The sequence below is a fragment of the Stenotrophomonas sp. Y-13 genome, assembly GCF_046267925.1.
Taxonomy (GTDB): domain Bacteria; phylum Pseudomonadota; class Gammaproteobacteria; order Xanthomonadales; family Xanthomonadaceae; genus Stenotrophomonas; species Stenotrophomonas acidaminiphila_A.
The window spans coordinates 646893-664505 of the sequence record NZ_CP176501.1 but is presented as its reverse complement, the minus strand read 5'-3'; the positions used below and the strand labels follow the sequence as shown (position 1 = coordinate 664505).

Below are 17613 nucleotides of genomic sequence, written 5' to 3'. Positions count from 1 at the left end.
GCTCACGGGTACAGCAGATAGCGCGTGCGCAGCGCCTCGAACCGCTGCAGCGCCGGCTGCCAGCGCGCCTGCATCGCATCGAGCGTGTCGCCGCGCCCGATCGCCTCGCGCAGCCAGGCGTTGCCGGCCAGTTTGTCGAAGAAGCCGGGCGTCGCGCCCGGCGCATCGGACTGGAAGCGGAACGCGTCCGGATACAGGTCGTGCAGGGTCTTGACCACCGCCAGCCCGGTGCGGAACGGCAGGAACGCCTCGCGGTCGGTGACGTGGATCTGCACCCCGCCGCAGGCCTTGCCGGCGTGCTTGGAGAAACTCGGGGTGAACGCGGTCGGGCGGAAACGCACGCCCGGCAGGTCGAGCGCGTTGAGCGCATCGGCCAGTTGCCGCGCATCGACGAACGGCGCGCCGAGGGTCTCGAACGGGCGCGTGGTGCCGCGGCCCTCGGACACGTTGGTGCCCTCCAGCAGCGCCGTGCCCAGGTAGACCAGCGCGGTGTCGCGCGTGGGCATGTTCGGCGACGGCGGCACCCACGGCATCGCCCCGCCCGGCTCGGCATCGCCGCGCCGCCAGCCACGCATCGGCACCACGGTCAGATCGGCGCCGATGCCGAACGCGGTGTTGAACAGCCGCGCCAGCTCGCCGATGGTCATGCCGTGACGCACCGGGATCGGGAACATGCCGACGAACGAGGCCTGCGCCGGCTCCAGCACCGGGCCTTCCACCTGCAGCCCGCCCACCGGATTGGGCCGGTCCAGCACCCACACCGGGATGCCATCGCGCCGCGCCGCGCGCAGCACGTTGGCCAGGGTGTACGGGTAGGTGTAGAAACGCGCGCCGACATCCTGGATATCGAACAGCAGCAGGTCGATGCCGCGCAGCATCTCCGGCGTCGGTTCGCGGTGCTCGCCATAGAGGCTGTGCACCGGCAATCCGGTGGCCGCGTCGCGCGACGAATCCACGTGTCCACCGGCCTGCACGTCGCCGCGCACGCCATGTTCGGGGCCGAACAGCGCGACCAGCTCGACGTCGTCGCGCGCGGCCAGCAGGTCGATGTCGCTGCGCAGCGCGCGGTCGACGCCGGTCATGTTGGTGACCAGGCCGATGCGCTTGCCGTGCAACCCGGCGGCGCGTTCGCGCAGCAACACCTCGATGCCGGGTTCGGGCCCGTTGCCGGGCGCCGTGGCGGCCTGCACGGGCGTCGCCGCCAGCAACAGTGCGCACAGGAAAAGGTTTCTCATGTATCCATGCATGCGTGCGTCCGCAACGGCTTCGGCGATGCGCAACGATAGCCGATCATCGGATAATCCGGCCTGGCCTTGGTCCAACCGGAACCCCTGATGCGTCGATCCGCGTGGCTGTCCCTCTGCCTGCTGGCGCTGTGCCAGCCGGCCCGCGCCGGCGGCGACGCCATCGTCCCCTCGCTCATCCCACAACCGGCCTCGATGCGGGTCGATGCCGGTGCCGCGGCCTTCGCCGTGGACGCCAGCACCGTCGTGCAGGCCGAGGGCGACGCCGCGATGCGGGTTGCGGGCCAGCTCAACGCGTTCCTCGCAAAGGCCGGGCGCACGCCGTTGTCCATCGCCGCGCGCGGCCAAGGTGCACGCGGCATCCGCCTGGCTGTCGACCCGGCCAGCGGCATCCCGGCGGAAGGCTATGCGCTCAGCGTCGGCGACGACGGCATCACGATCCGCGCCAGCAGCGAGGCGGGCCTGTTCCATGGCGCGATGACCCTGTGGCAGCTGCTCACCCAGAGCGACGCGGCGCGGGTGATGCTGCCGGCGATGCGCATCGAGGATGCGCCGCGTTTCCCGTGGCGCGGCTACATGCTCGATTCGGCCCGGCATTTCCAGACCCCGGCCCAGATCAGGCAGCTGCTCGACACGATGGCGCTGCACAAGCTCAACGTGTTCCATTGGCACCTGACCGACGACCAGGGCTGGCGCATCGAGATCAAGCGCCATCCGCGATTGACGCAGGTCGGCGGATGCCGCATCCCCGCCGGCGACGCCGGCATCGATCCGGCCAGCGGCAAACCCGCGCCATACTGCGGCTGGTACTCGCAGGACGAGATCCGCGACATCGTCGCCCACGCCACCGCGCTGCACATCAGCGTGGTGCCGGAGATCGACATGCCCGGCCATGCCACCGCCGCCATCGCCGCCTACCCGGCGCTGGGCACCGAGGGCCGGCAGATCCCGATCTCGGCACACCGCGGCATCCACGCCAACCTGTTCAACGTGGACGACGCCACGTTCGACTTCCTCGACGGCGTGTTCGCCGAAGTCGCGCAGCTGTTCCCCGGCCGCTACATCCACGTCGGCGGCGACGAGGCCATCAAGGCGCAATGGCGGGCATCGCCGCGCGTGCAGGCACGCATGCGCGCGCTCGGGCTGGCCGACGAGGATGCGCTGCAGAGCTGGTTCATCCACCGCCTGGAAGCGCTCGTGCACGCGCACGGCAAGCGCCTGATCGGCTGGGACGAAATCCTCGATGGCGGCCTGGCGCCGGACGCCACGGTGATGTCCTGGCGCGGCATCGACGGTGGCTTGGCCGCGGCGCGCCAGGGCCACGACGTGGTGATGTCGCCCAACGCCGACCTGTACCTGGACTACCTGCAGACCGACTCGCCGGACGAGCCCGGCGGGCGCCCGCGGCCGAAGCTGATCCCGATGGAGCGGTTCTACCGCTTCGAGCCGGTGCCCGAGGCGCTGGACGCGGAACGGCGCCAGCACATCCTTGGCCTGCAGGCGAACATGTGGACCACCGACGACGTGCGTTTTGCCGCCGTCGAGCACAACACCTTCCCGCGCCTGCTGGCGGTGGCCGAGACCGGCTGGACGCCCAAGGCCGGCAAGGACTACGCCAGCTTCCTGCAGCGGCTGCCGGCCTGGACCCGGCGTTACGCCGCGCTGGGCGTCGGCTACGCAAGTACGCCGTTCCGCGTGCTGCTGGCCGACGCGCCCGCCGGCCACGACAGGGCGTCGCTGCAACTGTCCAATCCGCTCGGCTACCCGGTGCGCTACACGCTCGACGGCAGCGAGCCCACGCTGCGCTCGCCGCTGTACACCGGCCCCATCGAGACCGCGCTGCCGGTGCAGCTGCGCAGCGCCGCCTTCGCCAGCGGCGCCGCGCTGCAGCCGGCGGACCGCTTCGAGGTGACCGCCGCCAGCCTGCGCAGCCGCGGCAACGCCCAGCTGCAGCCGTGCAGCGCCGAAGGCCCGGTGCTGCGCATGCAGGACGACACCGTGCAGGCCGACGGCCGCCGCGCCCTGTTCAACGTCGCCTTCATGCAGCCGTGCTGGCGCTGGGAGCAGGCGCCCATGACCGGCGCGCAGCGCATCGAAGTACGCGCCGGCCGCCTGCCCTACATCATCGACCAGAGCGAGGAAGAGAACGCCCGCCGCCGCTACCTGCCCGCGCGCAGCGCGCACGGCGAGCTCGACATCCGCGCCGGCTCCTGCGACGGCGAGCGCATCGCCACCGCACCGCTGCCCGCACGCCCCGACGCCGACGGCTTCATCACCCTGCGCGCGCCGCTGCTGCGCCGCGCCGACAGGACCGAAGCGCTGTGCATCCGCTTCAGCGGCGACTTCCGTCCGGACATGTGGGTGCTGGACCGGGTGACGCTGCGCTAGCGGCGCACACGGGCGCGGGCGGGCCGCGGCAGGGGCCGTCCGGCTGCGCCGGCAGCTGCGCGCGGGTTACACCCAGACGTCGTTCGCTGCGGTGTAGGCGCCGCCGGCGTCGCCGGTGTTGATCACCCCGCGCGGCTCCACCAGCATGATGCTGCACTCGCTGGACGCCACCGGGCGGTGCTCCACGCCCCTGGGCACCACGTACATTTCGCCAGCGGCCAGTGCGACCGTCCTGTCCCTGAACTCGAGCACCATTTCGCCGGCCAGCACGATGAACACCTCATCGGTGTCCGCATGCGAATGCCAGACGAACTCACCCAGCACCTTGGCGAGCTTGAACTGGTAGTCGTTCATTTCCGCGATGACCCGGGGCGACCAATGCTCCGAGAACCGGGCCAGCTTTTCCTGCAGGTTGATGGCGGTGTCCGACATGCGCTTCCAAAGCCTGGGTTGAGTTGTGCCGCAAAGCGGCGGTCGCAGGGACGAACCAAGATCTATCGCGGCCGCTCGGAGACCACCGGAGCATGGGCACTGAGTACATGAGTGACCGCGTTCTCCGCGTACACGATGTGGTGCCGCAAGCTCCCAGGCTCAATATCGCGCGCGAGTTCCAGCCGCTCCCCCATTTCCTTCATGTAGGCGCTGGAAGACTCCTGGAACAAGAAGGCCCTCACCTTCTCGGCCCCTTCCGAGACCTCATCGAACATCTCTGGCACGGTCTTGAATGCACCGACCTCCCCGAAGTGCACTGAAAAGCGGGGCGACTCAGGTTTGACTACAAGGGGAAGACCGATAAATTCATCCTGCTCACCACACACGAGTTGCGCGAGATGAAGGACGAGCGATTCCCCGTCGTGCTCCATTTTTTCGAGCCAGTAATAGCTATGCATGCGTCCCGATGCCTGAGTTGGACCGCGCCATGATGCTGCATCGGCCTGAAGTGTTCGCCGTACGCCCCTTGGTAGAAGCGGCCAGCAGATGTTGATGCGGCGATGATCCTGATACCAAAGGAGATCGCGCAAGATCTGCACAATGACAGCGATCGGTACTCCGCACTCCGTGAAAGACTCCCGCTCGGAAGATGGAGGGCGGGTACTTCTCACCCGATCCTGGCATGTATCACTGGTGCGCAGGCGTGCCGTGTTGCCTGCATGGACGGTATCCAGGCGGTACGCTCTCAACGCAGGTGCCGGACTCCGGAAAGCGGGGACATTTTCGACAGAGGCCGGTCAGCATCCTCCCGAAACAACACGTGGAGGCAGCGGCAGCGGCGAAATCGCCTTCCCGCCACCTCGAACTGCCGGCAACCCTCAGGAGGCACCGCCTGCCTGCTCCTGGGCATGGAGGCGCGCTTCTACTGCTTCTACGCAGCTTCGCGGCGCGGCTGCAGCCGCAGCAGCAGGTCACGCAGCGGGGTGAATGCCGTTGCCAGTCCCACCGCCACGCCGAGAGTATTGGCCAGCGCGTCGAGCGGGTCGGCGCTGCGGGTGTCGGTCAACGCGCCCTGCGCGAATTCGATGCATGCGCCCATCGCCACCAGCGCCAGGCCCACGGCCAGCAGCGTGCGGCCACGGCGGAACAACTGCACCGCGCTGGCCGAGAGCAGCAAATAGGCGATGAGATGCTCGGCCTTGTCGCCGTTCTCGGGCAGCGGCGGCAATGGCGGCGGGGGGATCAGGCACACCACGATCACGCCCAGCACCGCCAGCGCCCACAGCCCGATCCAGAACGGCAGGTGGCGCAGCGGCTTGAACGGCGGGCCGCTCACAGGCGCCAGGTCAGGTCGCCCATCGCGAACGCCGCCGACAGGTCGACGTCGCGACTGAAGCCCATCACCTGGAAGCGCTCGCCCATTTCGGTGGGGAGGGTCAGCCGCTTGAACTGTTCGCGCAGACGCACGCGCCCGACCTCGTCGGTGCGTTCATCGGCCTCCTCGAGCAGGCCGGTGATGCCGTTGCCGAACAGGAAGCCGGCCTGGTGGCAGTAGCCGGCCAGGTCGAAGCCGGCGCCGGTGCCGGCCTCGGCCAGGGCGGTGAAGTCCACCGAGGCGGTGATGTCCTGCAGGCCCGGCCACAGGTACACGTCGTTGTGCACGCGGTGGCGGTAGAACGCGCGCACGGTGCCGTCGCGGCGGTCGTCCTGGTAGAACTCGGCGCGGGTGTAGCCGTAGTCGACGAACAGCATGGCGCCGCGGCGCAGGCCGCCGGCCACCGCCTGGATCCAGTACGGCAGCTGCGGCAGCAGTTCCGAACGGTAGCCGTGGGCGAACGGGCGTTCCAGGTAGCGCTCGAGGTGGCGGACCGCCGCCGACAGCAGCATGTCCGCCGGCTGCGCGCCGCGCACGAAGCGGCCTTCGCCGTCGAGCTCGACGGTTTCCTCGTAGACCTCGCCCTGGTCGATGAGGAAGCGCGGCGTGGGCAGCGCGTCGATCACCTCGTTGGCGAACAGCACCCCGTCCCATTCATCCTCGAACGGGCGGTCCAGCCATTCCACCCGCGCGAACACCGCCGGGTCGAGCGCGCCCTGCAGGCGCTGGCGCTGGCGCTGGCGCAGGTCGGCGCTGGGCTCGAGGATGGCGTAGCGCGCCGGCAGCGCGTCCAGCCCGGCCAGGTGGCGTAGCGCGGCCTCGGCGAACGCGCCGCTGCCGCCGCCCAGTTCCAGCACCCGTGCCTGCGTGCCCAGCTGGCGCAACACCGGCGCCAGCGCGTTGGCGGTGGCCGCGGCGAACAGCGTGCCCAGCTCCGGCGCGGTGACGAAATCGCCGGCGGCGCCGAACTTGCTGGCGCCGGCGCTGTAATAGCCCCAGCCCGGCGCATACAGCACCAGTTCCATGAACCGCGAGAACGGCATCGCGCCGCCCTGGGCGAGGATCTCCGCGCGCAGGTGCGCGGCCAGCTGCTCGCTGTGGGCCAACGCGTCGGATTCGGGCAGGGGCAGGTCGGAATGCATGGGACGGCGGTTTGCGGAGACAATGCACAGGATAGCCGAGCGAGGAAAACGCAGATGACGGATCCGCAACGGGTGGCTTTGGTGACGGGCAGCGCGCGCCGTATCGGCGCGGTCATCGCCCGTCACCTGCACGCCCATGGTTACCGGCTGGCGCTGCACGCGCACCAGTCGGGCGAGGAGCTGCAGGCGCTGGCCTTCGACCTGGAGAGCGAGCGCCCGGGCAGCGTGCTGGCGGTGCAGGCCGACCTGCGCGACCCACGGGCGCTGCCGGAGCTGGTCGAGGAGGTAGTGGCGCATTTCGGCCGGCTCGACGCGCTGGTCAACAATGCCTCCAACTTCTTCCCCACGCCGCTGGGCCAGGTCGAGGTCGAGCAGTGGGACGAGCTGTTCGCGGTCAACGCGCGCGCGCCGTTCTTCCTGGCCCAGGCCGCCGCCGGGCACCTGCGCCGCCAGCGCGGGGCCATCGTCAACCTGACCGACCTGCACGCCAGCCAGCCGCTGCGCGACCACCCGGCCTATTCGGCGGCCAAGGCCGCGCTGGAAATGACCACCCGTTCGCTGGCGCTGGAGCTGGCGCCGCACGTGCGGGTGAACGCGGTGGCGCCCGGCGCGATCCTGTGGCCGGAACAGGGCAAGAGCGAAGCCGCCAAGCAGAAGCTGCTGGAACGCACGCCGCTGGCGCGTACCGGCACCCCGCACGAGATCGCCGCGGCGGTGCGCTGGCTGCTCGACGATGCCGGTTACATCACCGGCCAGACGCTGCGGCTGGACGGTGGGCGCACGCTGACCTGAGCGATGGCGGCGGCGGTCGCGCCGATGCCGGCCAGGTTCAGCGGCAGGAGCCAGATGCGGGCGATGCCTGGCCAGAACCGCCGCCGCCGCGGCCCCGGCGGCGCACCACGTGGCTTTCCGCGGTGCCGCGGAAAGCGGGCCACCGGCCGTCGGACGGCGCGCTCAGTCCGCCAGTTCGACCGTATCGAACACGTCGCCATGCTGCGGGTGTGCCTGCCACATCTGCCGCAGGCTGAGGCCGCGGACCGGATCGATGAAATCCGGCGCGATGTCGGCCAGTGGTTTGAGCACGAAGGCGTGCTTGAGCTCAGGCCGGGGAATGCGCAGGTGCCCGGGGCCTGCCACCACCAGGTCGCCGTAGTACACCACGTCGATGTCCAGGGTGCGGTCGCTGAAGCGCGGCCCGCTGCGGTCGCGGCCGTGCGCGTCCTCGACCGCATGCAGCCAGTCGTCCAGCTCCAGCAGCGGCATGCCGGTGTCGAGCATGACCGCGTTGTTGAGGAAATCCGGGCCGTCGAAGCCCACCGCCGGGGTGCGGTAGGCCGGGGAAACGGTGATCTGCCCGAAGCGCCCGCGCAGCACCCGCAGCGCCGCCTGCAGGTGATGGTGCGGGCGCACGTTGCTGCCCAGGCTCAGTAGGACGGTCGTCATCGAAGGGGAGGCGCGGTGTTGCGCCAAACGGTCGGAATCGGGACGCACATGATAGGGCTTCGGGCCAGGAACCACTGCAGCGGAAGCAGGAACCAGGGAGGGCGCAAGCACGGGCGGTTGCCGCGGCTGTGACCCGCTCCCGCCTTCCCCCACGGGTTCCTGGCTTGTCCCGGCTTCCTACCCCGTGCCCAGTGCGTCGGCCACGACCCGGAACACGCGCCGCATCTCCAGCGGGCGCGGCAGCACGTGCACGCTGATGCCAGTGGGCGCACCGCCATCGGCAAACGCGGCATTGCCGCTTTCCTCCAGCACGATGGCCGGCCCGCGGTAGCCCATGCCGTGCATCTCGGTGAGCAGCTGCCCGGCGGACAGCAGCGGGATGCCGCTGTCGACCAGTACCGCGTCCGGCATGCCGGCCTCCTGCAGGTGGCGCATCGCCGCGGCACCGTCGGCGGCCAGCCGCAGCCGGTAGCCCTGGCTGGCCAGCGCGTTGCCCAGCAGCGACAGGCGCGTGGCCTCGTCGTCCACCACCAGTATCCGCTGGCCACGGCCGGCCGGGACCACCGGCATGGCGCTCTCCTCGCGCTCCACCACCGCGCCATGCAGTGGCAGCAGCAGGTCGAAGCGGGTGCCCTCGCCCGGGCGGCTGGACACCGCAATGGTGCCGTCCAGGCTCTCGACGATGCGCTTGCACGACACCAGCCCCAGCCCGGTACCGCTGGCCTTGGTGGTGAAGAACGGGCTGAACAGCCGCTCCACGGTCGCCGCGTCCATGCCGATGCCCTGGTCCTGCACGCGGATGCACAGGCGCTCGCCGTCGGTGGTGGCCACGCGTTCGGCCACCAGGCTCAGGCGGCCACCGTCGGGCATGGCCTGGATCGCGTTGAGCGCCAGGTTGAGCAGCACCTGCTGCAGTTCGGTGTAGTTGCCCTCCACCGCCAGGCGCTCGTCGCGCACCTCCAGGTGCAGGTCGATGTTGCCCGGCAGGCTGCTCTTGAGCAGCATGCCGACCCCCTGGAACAGGCGTTGCAGGACGATGCGCTCGCTGGGCAGCCGCGAGCCGCGCACGAACGACAGCATCGACTCGACCATCTCGTGGCCGCGCCGCCCGCACTCGGCGATGACATCGGCCAGCCGCACCACCTTGGGGTCGTCGCTGCGGTCGCGGATCAGGTCCGGCACGATCAGCAGCGGCTGCAGGATGTTGCGCAGGTCGTGGCTGAGCCCGGCCGCCAGCAGCGCCAGGCTTTCCAGCCGCTGCGCGCGCATCAGCTCGTCCTCGACCCGCAGCCGTTCCATCTCGCGCCGCGCCTCGCGGATGGCGCGCGCCACCGCCGAGGGCAGCCGTGCCGGCTGGTGCTTGATGATGTAGTCGTTGGCGCCTTCGTGCAGCGCCTGGACCGCGGTTTCCTCGCCCATCGTCCCGGAGACGAAGATGAAGGGCACCAGCGGATGCGTCTCGCGCAGGATGCGCAGCGCCTGGTAGCCGGAAAAACCCGGCATGCTCAGGTCCGACAGCACGATGTCCGGGGTCCACTGCGCCAGCAGCGTGCGCAGCTCCGGCTCGTTGTCGACCCGCTCGAAGCTGCATTCCAGCCCGGCTTCGAGCATCTGGTCGCACAACAGTTCAGCGTCCTCGGCCGAATCCTCGACCAGCAGGATGCGCAATGGACCCAACGGCGTCCCTTTGTTGGGCATGGCGGCTTACTCCAGCTCCGGGGCCTGGTTGATGACCGCCCAGAAGGTGCCGAGCGTCTTGACCGCGTTGAAGAACTGGTCGACGTCCACCGGCTTGACCACGTAGGCATTGACGCCCAGGTCCCAACTGCGCGCCAGGTCGCTTTCCTCGCGCGAGGACGACAGGATCACCACCGGCAGGCGCTTGAGCTCGTCCTCGGCGCGGATGCGCTGCAGCACTTCCAGCCCGTCCATGCGCGGCATCTTGATGTCCAGCAGCAGGACCGCCGGCAGGCCCTCCTCGCGGTTGGCATACGCCCCGCGGCGCATCAGGAAATCCAGCGTCTCCACGCCGTCCTCCACGTGCACGATGGGATTGGCCAGGCGCGCGTCGCGCAGCGCGTCGATCGCCATTTCGGCGTCGGCGGGGCTGTCTTCGGCGATGAGGATGGTACGCAGGGGACTCATTCGGGTGGACCTCAGCTGTGCGCCTCGGGCGCAGGGGGTGGCAGGATGAAATGGAAGGTGGCGCCCTGGTCGACCTGGGCCTCGGCCCAGATGCGGCCGCCATGGCGGGTGAGCACGCGGCGCACGCTGGCCAGGCCGATGCCCGTGCCGGGATAGTCGCTGGCCTTGTGCAGGCGCTGGAACACGCCGAACAGCTTGCCGGCGTACTGCATGTCGAAGCCGGTGCCATTGTCGCGCACCGTGAACTGGTGGCTGCCGTCGGGCAACTGCTGCGCGGACACCTCGATCAGCGCATGTTCGCGGCCGGCGGTGTATTTCACCGCGTTGCCGAGCAGGTTCAGCCACACCTGCCGCATCATGTTCTCGTCGGCCACCAGCACCGGCAGCGGGCCGATGTTCCACTGCACGTCGCGCACCGCGCCGTCGGCACCGGCTTCGGCGCGCAGGTTGGAATCCAGCAGCGCGCGGGTGTCGGCGACCAGCGACTGCATGTCCACCGCCTGCAGGCGCATCGCGCCACGGCCCAGCCGCGAATAGACCAGCAGGTCGTCGATCAGCGCCGCCATGCGCCGCGCCGAGTCGCCGATCACCTGCAGGTAGTGGCGCGAGCGTTCGTCCGCGTCCTCGCCCAGGTGCCGCGCCAGCTTGTCGGAGAAGCCGGCCACGTGCCGCAGCGGCGCGCGCAGGTCGTGCGACACCGAATAGCTGAACGCCTCCAGCTCGCGGTTGACCTCGGCCATCTGCTCGACCTTGCCTTCCAGCTGCCGGTTCAGTTCCTCCACCCGCAGCTGCACGGCACGCTGCAGGGTGATGTCGCTGACCGTCATCAGCACCACTTCGTCGTCGCTGTCGGGCAGCGGCATGCGCCTGGCATTGACCAGCATGATCCGCACCAGGCCGTCGACGCCCCGCTGTTCATGCTCGTAGTCCCACAGCTCGCGGCCGCGCAGCAGCACGTCGGCCAGGCGCTGGTGGATGATGGGGTCGGCCCAGGCGCCATCGCCGATCGACTGCAGCAGCTGGCCGTTGGCATCACGGCCCTCGACGCCGTACAGCTCGGCGAACGCGGCGTTGTGCAGCACGATGCGCTGCTCGGCGTTGAGCAGAACGATGGGTTCGCGCACCGTCTGCAGCACCGCGCTGGCGCGGGCGCTGGCCTGCAGCAACCGCTGCTCGGCGCGGGTGCGGCGGCCGATCTGCCGTTTCAGCAGCCACAACACCAGCCCCAGCAGCAGCAGCTGCGCGGCCAGGGTGCTCCAGGTCACCAGGGTGGACAGGCGTTGCTGGCGCTGCGCCGCGGCCACGCGCTTGGCCAGCAGCTGCTCCTCGTGGCGCTGCAGCTCGACGACGATGTCGCGGATCGGATAACTGAACGTCATTTCCTCGATCAACTGCCGCTGGCGCGGCGAATCGACGCTGTCGGCGATCTGCTTGGCCAGCGCCATGCGCCGTTCCAGCATGGAGGTGATGCGGCCGATGCGCACCAGCTGCTCGGGGCTGTCGCTGACCAGGCTGGACAGCTCGCCGACGGTCTGCCCGACATCGTCGGCCCGCCGCAGGCGTTGCCGCAGCGCGTCCGACGACACGCCCTTGGACATGGTCAGCGCGGCCGACTCCACGTCGCGGATGTCGGCCTGCAGCACGTACAGCCGCGCGCTCACCGCCTGGGTGTGCGCCACCCAGTTGGCGGCATTGACGCTGTCGCGCGAAAGCTGCAGCAGCAACAACGAGGGCACCACCACGATCAGCAGCGCGGCGAGCGCCAGGCCGGCGAAGCGCCAGCGGTCCCAGCCCTCGTCGGTGAATCGATAAGCCATCCTCATTCCTTAAGCCTGTGGCCGGTACGAAAACCGGGATCAGCGTGAACGGTTTCCCAGGGACGCCAGGCCGTTGGCAGGCAGTGCCGCGGGCACGGCTCCCCTGGGACTGGAGCCGGCCGAGTGCATGCGAACCGGTACGCAAGCATTGCATGATTCGGCGCCGGAGTGAACGCGGCGCACGCGGCCGTCGTCACGGCTGCGGCGCTGCCCCGGCAATCCGCAGCGCCTGCGCCTCGACGCCGCGCACGCCCCTGACCGCGGCCACCCGCTCGAGCACGCGCTCGCGGGCCAGTGGGCTGTCGACCACGCCTTCCAACGTGACGATGCCCGCCGTCGTGTTCACCCGCACGTCGACCGCGGCATCGCGCTGCAGCGGCACCAGCGCCGCACGGATCCGCGTGGTGATCCAGGCATCGCTCATCGGGTCGGTTTCCGGCGCTGGCGGTAGCGGCAACGGCCCCGGCGCTGGCAGCGCCTGCAACGGCAATGCCAGCGACAGGCCGCACCCGAGTGCGGCCAACAGCATCCACGTGCGCGCGTGCGTGCTCATCGTTCCGCCCCTCCGCATTCATTCAGCATCGTTGGCCGCCTTCACCGCATGCCCGCCGAACCCGCTGCGCATCTGCGCCAGCATCCGGTCGGCGAAGGAATTGGCTTCGCGCGAGCGCAGCCGCTCCAGCAGCGAGAGCGTGATGACCGGCGCCGACACGTCCAGCTCGATCGCCTCGCTGACCGTCCAGCGGCCCTCGCCGGAATCCTGGACATAGGGCGCGATGCCTTCCAGCAGCGGGTTGTGCCGCAGCGCATCGGCGGCAAGGTCCAGCAACCACGAGCGGACCACGCTGCCGTGCCGCCAAGTCTCGGCCACCTGCGCCAGGTCCAGGTCGAACTCGCGCTTCTTCTGCATCAGCGCGAAGCCCTCGGCGTAGGCCTGCATCATTCCGTACTCGATGCCGTTGTGGACCATCTTGCAGAAGTGCCCCGCGCCAACCGGCCCCACGTGCGCCCAGCCACGCTCCGCTGCCGGCGCCAGCACCCGCAGCGCCGGCGCCAACCGCGCCAGTGCCGCCGGCTCGCCGCCCAGCATCAGGCAGTAGCCTTCCTGCAGGCCCCAGACGCCGCCACTGGTGCCGCAGTCGACGAACGCCACCCGCGCCTGCTGGCAGCGCTGCGCGCGGCGCAGCGAATCGCGATACCAGGAATTGCCGCCGTCCACGACCAGGTCGCCCGGCGACAGCAGCGGCAACAGCTGGTCCAGCAGCGCGTCGACCGCGCCCGCCGGCACCATCAGCCACAGCGCGCGCGGTGCCGGCATTGCCTGCACCAGCGCTTCGAGCGAGGCGGCCGTGGCCACGCCGGCCCCGGCCATGCGCTCGCGCGCGGCCAGCCCGGGGTCGAACCCGGTCACGCCGATGCCCCCACGGTGCAGGCGCTGCGCCATGTTGGCGCCCATGCGCCCCAGCCCGATCATGCCCAGTTCCATGTTCAACCTCGTTCGTCGATGTCAGCGGGTACCGGCGCACAGTCGCGCAACTGCGCCTGCAGCCAGCGTTGGTACAGCGTGGTGTGCAGATTGTGCAGCGCCAGGTCGATGCTGTACGGGGTGCGCGGGTTGCGGTCGAGCAGGCGCGCGATGTGGTAGCCCAGCGGGCGGATGCCCTTGGGGTGCACGTAGAGCATCAGCCCGGCGTAGACCGGGTCGGCCAGCACCTGGTCCATCTGCGCCAGCAGCGGCCGCTGCGCTTCGGGAACGGCGGCACGCAGCGCCGGGTCGCGTTCGTGCAGCAGCCGCTCGAAATAACGCCGGCCGGCGCGGGGCAGCTGCCGCGACAGTTCCCACAGGCGCCGGTTCTGCCCGTCGTAGTAGCTGAAGCCGCCGTGCCGCGCCAACGCGTCGGCCGCCTGCGCGCTGACGTCGGTGATGACGAAGTTCTCGGCCTGGTTGTTGATGTCGTCCAGGTAGCGCTTGTCGAACACGTGCTCGATGAAGCCGGGCACGCCCATGAACGCCTGCCGCCCCAGGCGCGCCGTGCGTACCGCCTTGCCGTCGGCGAAGAACTCGCCCGCGTTGCCCCCCAGCAGGATGCTGGGCGTGTCGTGCAGGGTGAGGAAAGTGCCGATCGACAGCTCGCCCGGGGCGAATTCGCGGTCGAAGCCGGCGTCGCCATACAGCTCGCGCTGGGTGGCCAGCTGCGCGACCTGGCGGCCGACGCCGCATTCCGAGCGCACGCGGCCGCTGTAGAACGCCTCGATCGCTGCGGAATTGGAACCGGCCGGCGCATAGCCGCGGCCGAAGCTGCGGAAGCGCTGCCAGCCCTGCGCGCGGGCGCCGCCGGGCCCGAAGCCGATCCAGCCCAGCTGCAGCGCGGAGAAGCGATACCCGCGGTTGTCCTGCAGCTGCGTGGCGGCGCGGCGGGCGGCATCGCCCAGTTGGAAGGCGTAGGCGCACAGGGTCGCAGGATGCCCGAGCAGGTCGCGCTGCAGGCGCTCACGCAAGGCACCGGCGTAGCCGCGCGGCACCTGCACCTGCAGGTCGCCGTGGCGGCGCGCGTCGTCCAGCGAGGCGCGCCGGCAGGGTTCGCCCCCGTGCACCACCGGTGCGGTCACGTCGCTTTCGCGTATCTGCCAACCCAGCCGCTGCAGCAGCGGCGGCAGGCATGCGGCGCCATCGGCGGCCGTTGCCGGCGGCGCCAGCCCCAGCGCCAGCGCGCAGCCGCCCAACCAGGCCGGGACACGACGGACGCGCCTCACCGCGCGGCGTCCCCGGGAGCCGCCGGGGCCAGGTACTGCTGCAGGCGATCGAAGAAATGGCGGTAGAACACCGGGTCCTGCACCGTACTGCTGGCCACCCGCACCAGCGAATCGTCCTTGCCGCCGAACGGCAGCGACACCGAGCCCAGCGCGCCGACGCCGACGCTGGCCGAGGTCGGCGATTTCTTCAACGCGTAGCGGTCCTGGACCGCGCTGGCGAACACCTGCGCGCGGCCATCGCCATGCGCCGCGCAGGACACCCGCAGCACCAGCTGCTCGTGGAGTTCTTCCCGGGGCTGGAAGTTCTTGTTGGCCTCGACGCTGTCGGCGCCGGCGCGGGTGATCGCATACCCCTGCCCCAGCAGCGCGCGGCGCGCGGCTTCGCAGGCCTGCGCCGGGCTGGCGTCGATGTCGCGGGTATAGGTGTCGCCGGAGTCGAACGACTCGCGCAGCAGCGTGGTGTCGGCCGCGCGGCCACCGCAGCCGCCGAGGGCGGCGCAGCAGGCCAGGACCAGCACGACGCGTGAACGATGCCTGTGCATGGCGCCTCCACTTGCCGAAGGCCCCGAGCATAACGCCGCCGGCGTGCAGGCACGCTGACGGCGGCTTGAACGCGGGCGGGGGCGCCCCGCCCTGCGCTCAGTCGGCCCAGCGGCCAGGGCCGGTGGACTGCGGCAGCACCTGCGCCGACAGCGGCCGGTCCTTTTCCAGCAGGTTCACCGCGTCGGCCAGGATCGACGCCGACTCCTTGAGCAGCGGATCGGGGCGCTTCTCGGCGGCCTTCTCGCGCGCGGCGTCCTTGACGATGTCGCGCTCGTTGCCGGTCAGGCCGTCGTCGCTGCCATCGTCGGCCAGCGGGTCCAGCGGCAGGCCCAGCTGCCGGCGCACTTCCTGCCGCTGCTTGCGCTGCGCGTCCTGCTTGTCGCGCTCGGCACGGCGCTCGGCCTCGTTGAGCGAGACGTACTTCTTCTCCGCTTCGGTGCGGAACTGCTGCACGTCCTCTTCCCACCACTGGAACTCGCGGTCGCCGCGGATGCGCGCGGCATGGCGGGTTTCCAGCTTCGGCAGGATCGGCGCGAAGTTGCCGTACTGGGTGTGCGGCACCGCGGCGATGCGGGTCCACGGCAGCGCGTTGTCGTAGGTGCTCTCGCCGAACTCGCTGGCATCGACGCTGGCCGGGAACGCCAGGTCGGGCACCACGCCCTTGTGCTGGGTGGACGAGCCGCTGACGCGGAAGAACTGGGCGATGGTCAGCTTGACCTGGCCGAAGCGCTCCTTCTCGCTGGCCGGCCAGCGGTCCAGCGGCACCACGTTCTGCACGGTGCCCTTGCCGAAGGTGGTCTCGCCGATGACCAGGCCACGGCCGTAGTCCTGGATGGCGCCGGCGAAGATCTCCGACGCCGAGGCCGAGCCGCGGTTGATCAGCACCGCCAGCGGCCCGTCCCAGGCCACGGCCGGGTTGCGGTCGCTGTTGACGGTGACCCGGCCGCCGGACTCGCGCACCTGCACCACCGGCCCCTGTTCGATGAACAGGCCGGTCAGCTCGATCGCCTCGTCCAGCGAACCGCCGCCGTTGTTGCGCAGGTCCAGCACCACGCCGTCGAGCTTGTCGGCCTTGAAGCCGGCCAACAGGCGCGCCACGTCGCGGGTGGCCGACGCGTAGTCGCTGGCGTTGCGGCGGCGGCCTTCGAAATCCTGGTAGAAGGTCGGCAGCTTGACGACGCCGATGCGGCGCGCGGGTTCGCCGGCCGCGCCGGGGATGGTCATGGTCTCGCCCTTGGCCGCCTGTTCGGCCAGGCGCACCTTCTGCCGGGTCAGGGTCACCATGCGGTGCTTGCCGTCCAGGCCTTCGGCGGCGGGAATGAACTCCAGCCGCACCTGGGTGTCCTTGGCGCCGCGGATCTTGGCCACCACGTCGTCGATGCGCCAGCCGATCACGTCCTCGACCGGGCCCGAGCGGCCCTGGCCGACACCGACGATGCGGTCGCCCGGCTTGAGCGTGCCGTCCACCGAGGCCGGACCGCCGGCGATGATCTCGCGGATCACCACCACGTCGTCCTGGCGCTGCAGCTGCGCGCCGATGCCTTCCAGCGACAGCGACATGGCCTGGTTGAAGTTCTCGGCCGTGCGCGGGGTGAAGTAATCGGTGTGCGGGTCGACCGCGCGGGTGTAGGCGTTCATGAAGAAGGAGAACACGTCCTCCCCCTTCACTTCGTTGACCGACTTGAGCAGCGTGGCGTAGCGCTTGTCCAGGGTCTTGCGGATGTCGGCCGCCGGCTTGCCGGCCAGGCGCAACCGCAGCCAGTCGTTCTTCACCGACTTGCGCCACAGCTCGTCCAGCTCGGCGCTGGTCGCCCACGGTACGTCCTTGCGGTCGTAGTCGAAGCGCTCGTTGCTGGTGAAGTCCGGCTCCTGCCGGAGCAGGCGCCGCGCATAGGCGACGCGTTCGCTCACGCGCTGGCGGTAGACCGCGAACACCTGGAACGCCGGGTCGAGTTCGCCCGTGCGGATCGCCGCGCCGGTCCGCTCGGCCAGCGGCGCGAAGCGCTCCACGTCCTCGCGGGTGAAGAACTGCTTGCCGCTGTCCAGCGATTCCAGATAACGCTTGAACACATCCTGCGAGGTCGCCGCGTCCAGCGGACGCGGGCGGTAGGCGTAGCGGCTGTCGGACAGCAGCCCGTAGACCAGCTTGGAGGTGGTGGCCTGGTCGAGCGTCGCGGCGGACGGCAGCGCCGAGGTGTCGGCGCGCGCCAGCAGCGCGGCCGGTGCGGTCAGCGCGAAGGCCAGCAGGAAAGCGGGTACTCGGTAGTTCATCAAAATACTCGTGGCACCGGGCGGTGGAGTGAGACTGCGGATGACTCGGACAACGGGAC

16 protein-coding genes are annotated in these 17613 nt (G+C 70.3%); 2 read left to right on the top strand and 14 right to left on the bottom strand.

The genetic code is table 11. The annotated features are described in order from the left end of the window. Window positions 1–2: 2 nt before the first annotated feature. Complete coding sequence (locus ACJ7VY_RS02885) at window positions 3–1235, bottom strand: exo-beta-N-acetylmuramidase NamZ domain-containing protein (protein WP_409476325.1); 1233 nt, start codon at window positions 1233–1235, stop codon at window positions 3–5. Window positions 1236–1334: 99 nt separating this feature from the next. On the opposite strand from ACJ7VY_RS02885, the gene ACJ7VY_RS02880 reads away from it, so the two are divergent. Further along, window positions 1335–3632 (top strand): beta-N-acetylhexosaminidase, encoded by a 2298-nt coding sequence (locus ACJ7VY_RS02880; RefSeq protein ID WP_409476324.1) that lies wholly within the window; start codon window positions 1335–1337, stop codon window positions 3630–3632. 66 nt (window positions 3633–3698) lie between these two features. On the opposite strand, the gene ACJ7VY_RS02875 is transcribed toward ACJ7VY_RS02880, so the two are convergent. From ACJ7VY_RS02875 to ACJ7VY_RS02860, 4 genes are all read right to left on the bottom strand, one after another. Continuing rightward, window positions 3699–4064, bottom strand: coding sequence for a cupin domain-containing protein (locus ACJ7VY_RS02875; protein ID WP_287130790.1), 366 nt, complete (start codon window positions 4062–4064; stop codon window positions 3699–3701). A 62-nt stretch (window positions 4065–4126) separates the two neighbouring features. Then, window positions 4127–4522 carry a hypothetical protein gene (locus ACJ7VY_RS02870; RefSeq protein ID WP_409476323.1) on the bottom strand — a complete coding sequence of 132 codons (396 nt, stop codon included), beginning with the start codon at window positions 4520–4522 and terminating at the stop codon, window positions 4127–4129. 473 nt (window positions 4523–4995) lie between these two features. Beyond that, window positions 4996–5400, bottom strand: a complete 405-nt coding sequence (locus ACJ7VY_RS02865) for a VanZ family protein (RefSeq protein WP_409476322.1) — start codon at window positions 5398–5400, stop codon at window positions 4996–4998. Further along, complete coding sequence (locus ACJ7VY_RS02860) at window positions 5397–6581, bottom strand: class I SAM-dependent methyltransferase (protein ID WP_409476321.1); 1185 nt, start codon at window positions 6579–6581, stop codon at window positions 5397–5399. The genes ACJ7VY_RS02865 and ACJ7VY_RS02860 overlap by 4 nt, the downstream gene beginning before the upstream one ends. Before the next feature lie 54 nt (window positions 6582–6635). On the opposite strand from ACJ7VY_RS02860, the gene ACJ7VY_RS02855 reads away from it, so the two are divergent. Then, window positions 6636–7373, top strand: coding sequence for a pteridine reductase (locus ACJ7VY_RS02855; RefSeq protein WP_104938039.1), 738 nt, complete (start codon window positions 6636–6638; stop codon window positions 7371–7373). A 162-nt stretch (window positions 7374–7535) separates the two neighbouring features. Here the strand turns inward: ACJ7VY_RS02855 and folK are convergent, their stop codons facing one another. The 9 genes from folK to ACJ7VY_RS02810 all read right to left on the bottom strand — a co-directional run bounded on the left by folK (window position 7536) and on the right by ACJ7VY_RS02810 (window position 17554). Further along, complete coding sequence (folK, locus tag ACJ7VY_RS02850; protein ID WP_104938038.1) at window positions 7536–8024, bottom strand: 2-amino-4-hydroxy-6-hydroxymethyldihydropteridine diphosphokinase; 489 nt, start codon at window positions 8022–8024, stop codon at window positions 7536–7538. A gap of 177 nt (window positions 8025–8201) precedes the next feature. Beyond that, window positions 8202–9722: a response regulator gene (locus ACJ7VY_RS02845; RefSeq protein ID WP_104938037.1), complete on the bottom strand. Its 1521-nt coding sequence runs from the start codon at window positions 9720–9722 to the stop codon at window positions 8202–8204. 6 nt (window positions 9723–9728) lie between these two features. Continuing rightward, complete coding sequence (locus ACJ7VY_RS02840) at window positions 9729–10169, bottom strand: response regulator (RefSeq protein ID WP_054662938.1); 441 nt, start codon at window positions 10167–10169, stop codon at window positions 9729–9731. Between the two features lie 11 nt (window positions 10170–10180). After that, window positions 10181–11986 carry a sensor histidine kinase gene (locus ACJ7VY_RS02835; protein WP_240213298.1) on the bottom strand — a complete coding sequence of 602 codons (1806 nt, stop codon included), beginning with the start codon at window positions 11984–11986 and terminating at the stop codon, window positions 10181–10183. A 193-nt stretch (window positions 11987–12179) separates the two neighbouring features. Beyond that, the gene (locus ACJ7VY_RS02830; protein WP_240213299.1) at window positions 12180–12539 is read right to left on the bottom strand and encodes a BON domain-containing protein; all 360 of its coding nucleotides are present in this window, start codon (window positions 12537–12539) and stop codon (window positions 12180–12182) included. Window positions 12540–12557: 18 nt separating this feature from the next. Then, a complete protein-coding gene (gene gnd, locus ACJ7VY_RS02825) occupies window positions 12558–13472 on the bottom strand; it encodes a phosphogluconate dehydrogenase (NAD(+)-dependent, decarboxylating) (RefSeq protein ID WP_104938035.1) in 915 nt (304 codons plus the stop codon). A 2-nt stretch (window positions 13473–13474) separates the two neighbouring features. Continuing rightward, a complete protein-coding gene (locus ACJ7VY_RS02820; protein ID WP_409476320.1) occupies window positions 13475–14740 on the bottom strand; it encodes a hypothetical protein in 1266 nt (421 codons plus the stop codon). Beyond that, entirely contained in the window at window positions 14737–15282 is a 546-nt protein-coding gene (locus ACJ7VY_RS02815; protein ID WP_161615595.1) for a DUF2242 domain-containing protein, read from the bottom strand. Before ACJ7VY_RS02815 ends, ACJ7VY_RS02820 begins: the two co-directional genes overlap by 4 nt. A 97-nt stretch (window positions 15283–15379) precedes the next feature. After that, window positions 15380–17554 carry a carboxy terminal-processing peptidase gene (locus tag ACJ7VY_RS02810; protein ID WP_161615594.1) on the bottom strand — a complete coding sequence of 725 codons (2175 nt, stop codon included), beginning with the start codon at window positions 17552–17554 and terminating at the stop codon, window positions 15380–15382. Window positions 17555–17613: the final 59 nt, after the last annotated feature.

Bases quoted from the DNA above. Each gene is read 5' to 3' on its own strand.
- ACJ7VY_RS02870 (WP_409476323.1), bottom strand. From the start codon at position 4,522: ATGCATAGCTATTACTGGCTCGAAAAAATGGAGCACGACGGGGAATCG.
- ACJ7VY_RS02875 (WP_287130790.1), bottom strand. From the start codon at position 4,064: ATGTCGGACACCGCCATCAACCTGCAGGAAAAGCTGGCCCGGTTCTCG.
- ACJ7VY_RS02830 (WP_240213299.1), bottom strand. From the start codon at position 12,539: ATGAGCACGCACGCGCGCACGTGGATGCTGTTGGCCGCACTCGGGTGC.
- ACJ7VY_RS02840 (WP_054662938.1), bottom strand. From the start codon at position 10,169: ATGAGTCCCCTGCGTACCATCCTCATCGCCGAAGACAGCCCCGCCGAC.
- ACJ7VY_RS02880 (WP_409476324.1), top strand. From the start codon at position 1,335: ATGCGTCGATCCGCGTGGCTGTCCCTCTGCCTGCTGGCGCTGTGCCAG.
- ACJ7VY_RS02835 (WP_240213298.1), bottom strand. From the start codon at position 11,986: ATGGCTTATCGATTCACCGACGAGGGCTGGGACCGCTGGCGCTTCGCC.
- ACJ7VY_RS02885 (WP_409476325.1), bottom strand. From the start codon at position 1,235: ATGAGAAACCTTTTCCTGTGCGCACTGTTGCTGGCGGCGACGCCCGTG.
- ACJ7VY_RS02855 (WP_104938039.1), top strand. From the start codon at position 6,636: ATGACGGATCCGCAACGGGTGGCTTTGGTGACGGGCAGCGCGCGCCGT.
- ACJ7VY_RS02845 (WP_104938037.1), bottom strand. From the start codon at position 9,722: ATGCCCAACAAAGGGACGCCGTTGGGTCCATTGCGCATCCTGCTGGTC.
- ACJ7VY_RS02810 (WP_161615594.1), bottom strand. From the start codon at position 17,554: ATGAACTACCGAGTACCCGCTTTCCTGCTGGCCTTCGCGCTGACCGCA.
- gnd (WP_104938035.1), bottom strand. From the start codon at position 13,472: ATGGAACTGGGCATGATCGGGCTGGGGCGCATGGGCGCCAACATGGCG.
- ACJ7VY_RS02815 (WP_161615595.1), bottom strand. From the start codon at position 15,282: ATGCACAGGCATCGTTCACGCGTCGTGCTGGTCCTGGCCTGCTGCGCC.
- folK (WP_104938038.1), bottom strand. From the start codon at position 8,024: ATGACGACCGTCCTACTGAGCCTGGGCAGCAACGTGCGCCCGCACCAT.
- ACJ7VY_RS02860 (WP_409476321.1), bottom strand. From the start codon at position 6,581: ATGCATTCCGACCTGCCCCTGCCCGAATCCGACGCGTTGGCCCACAGC.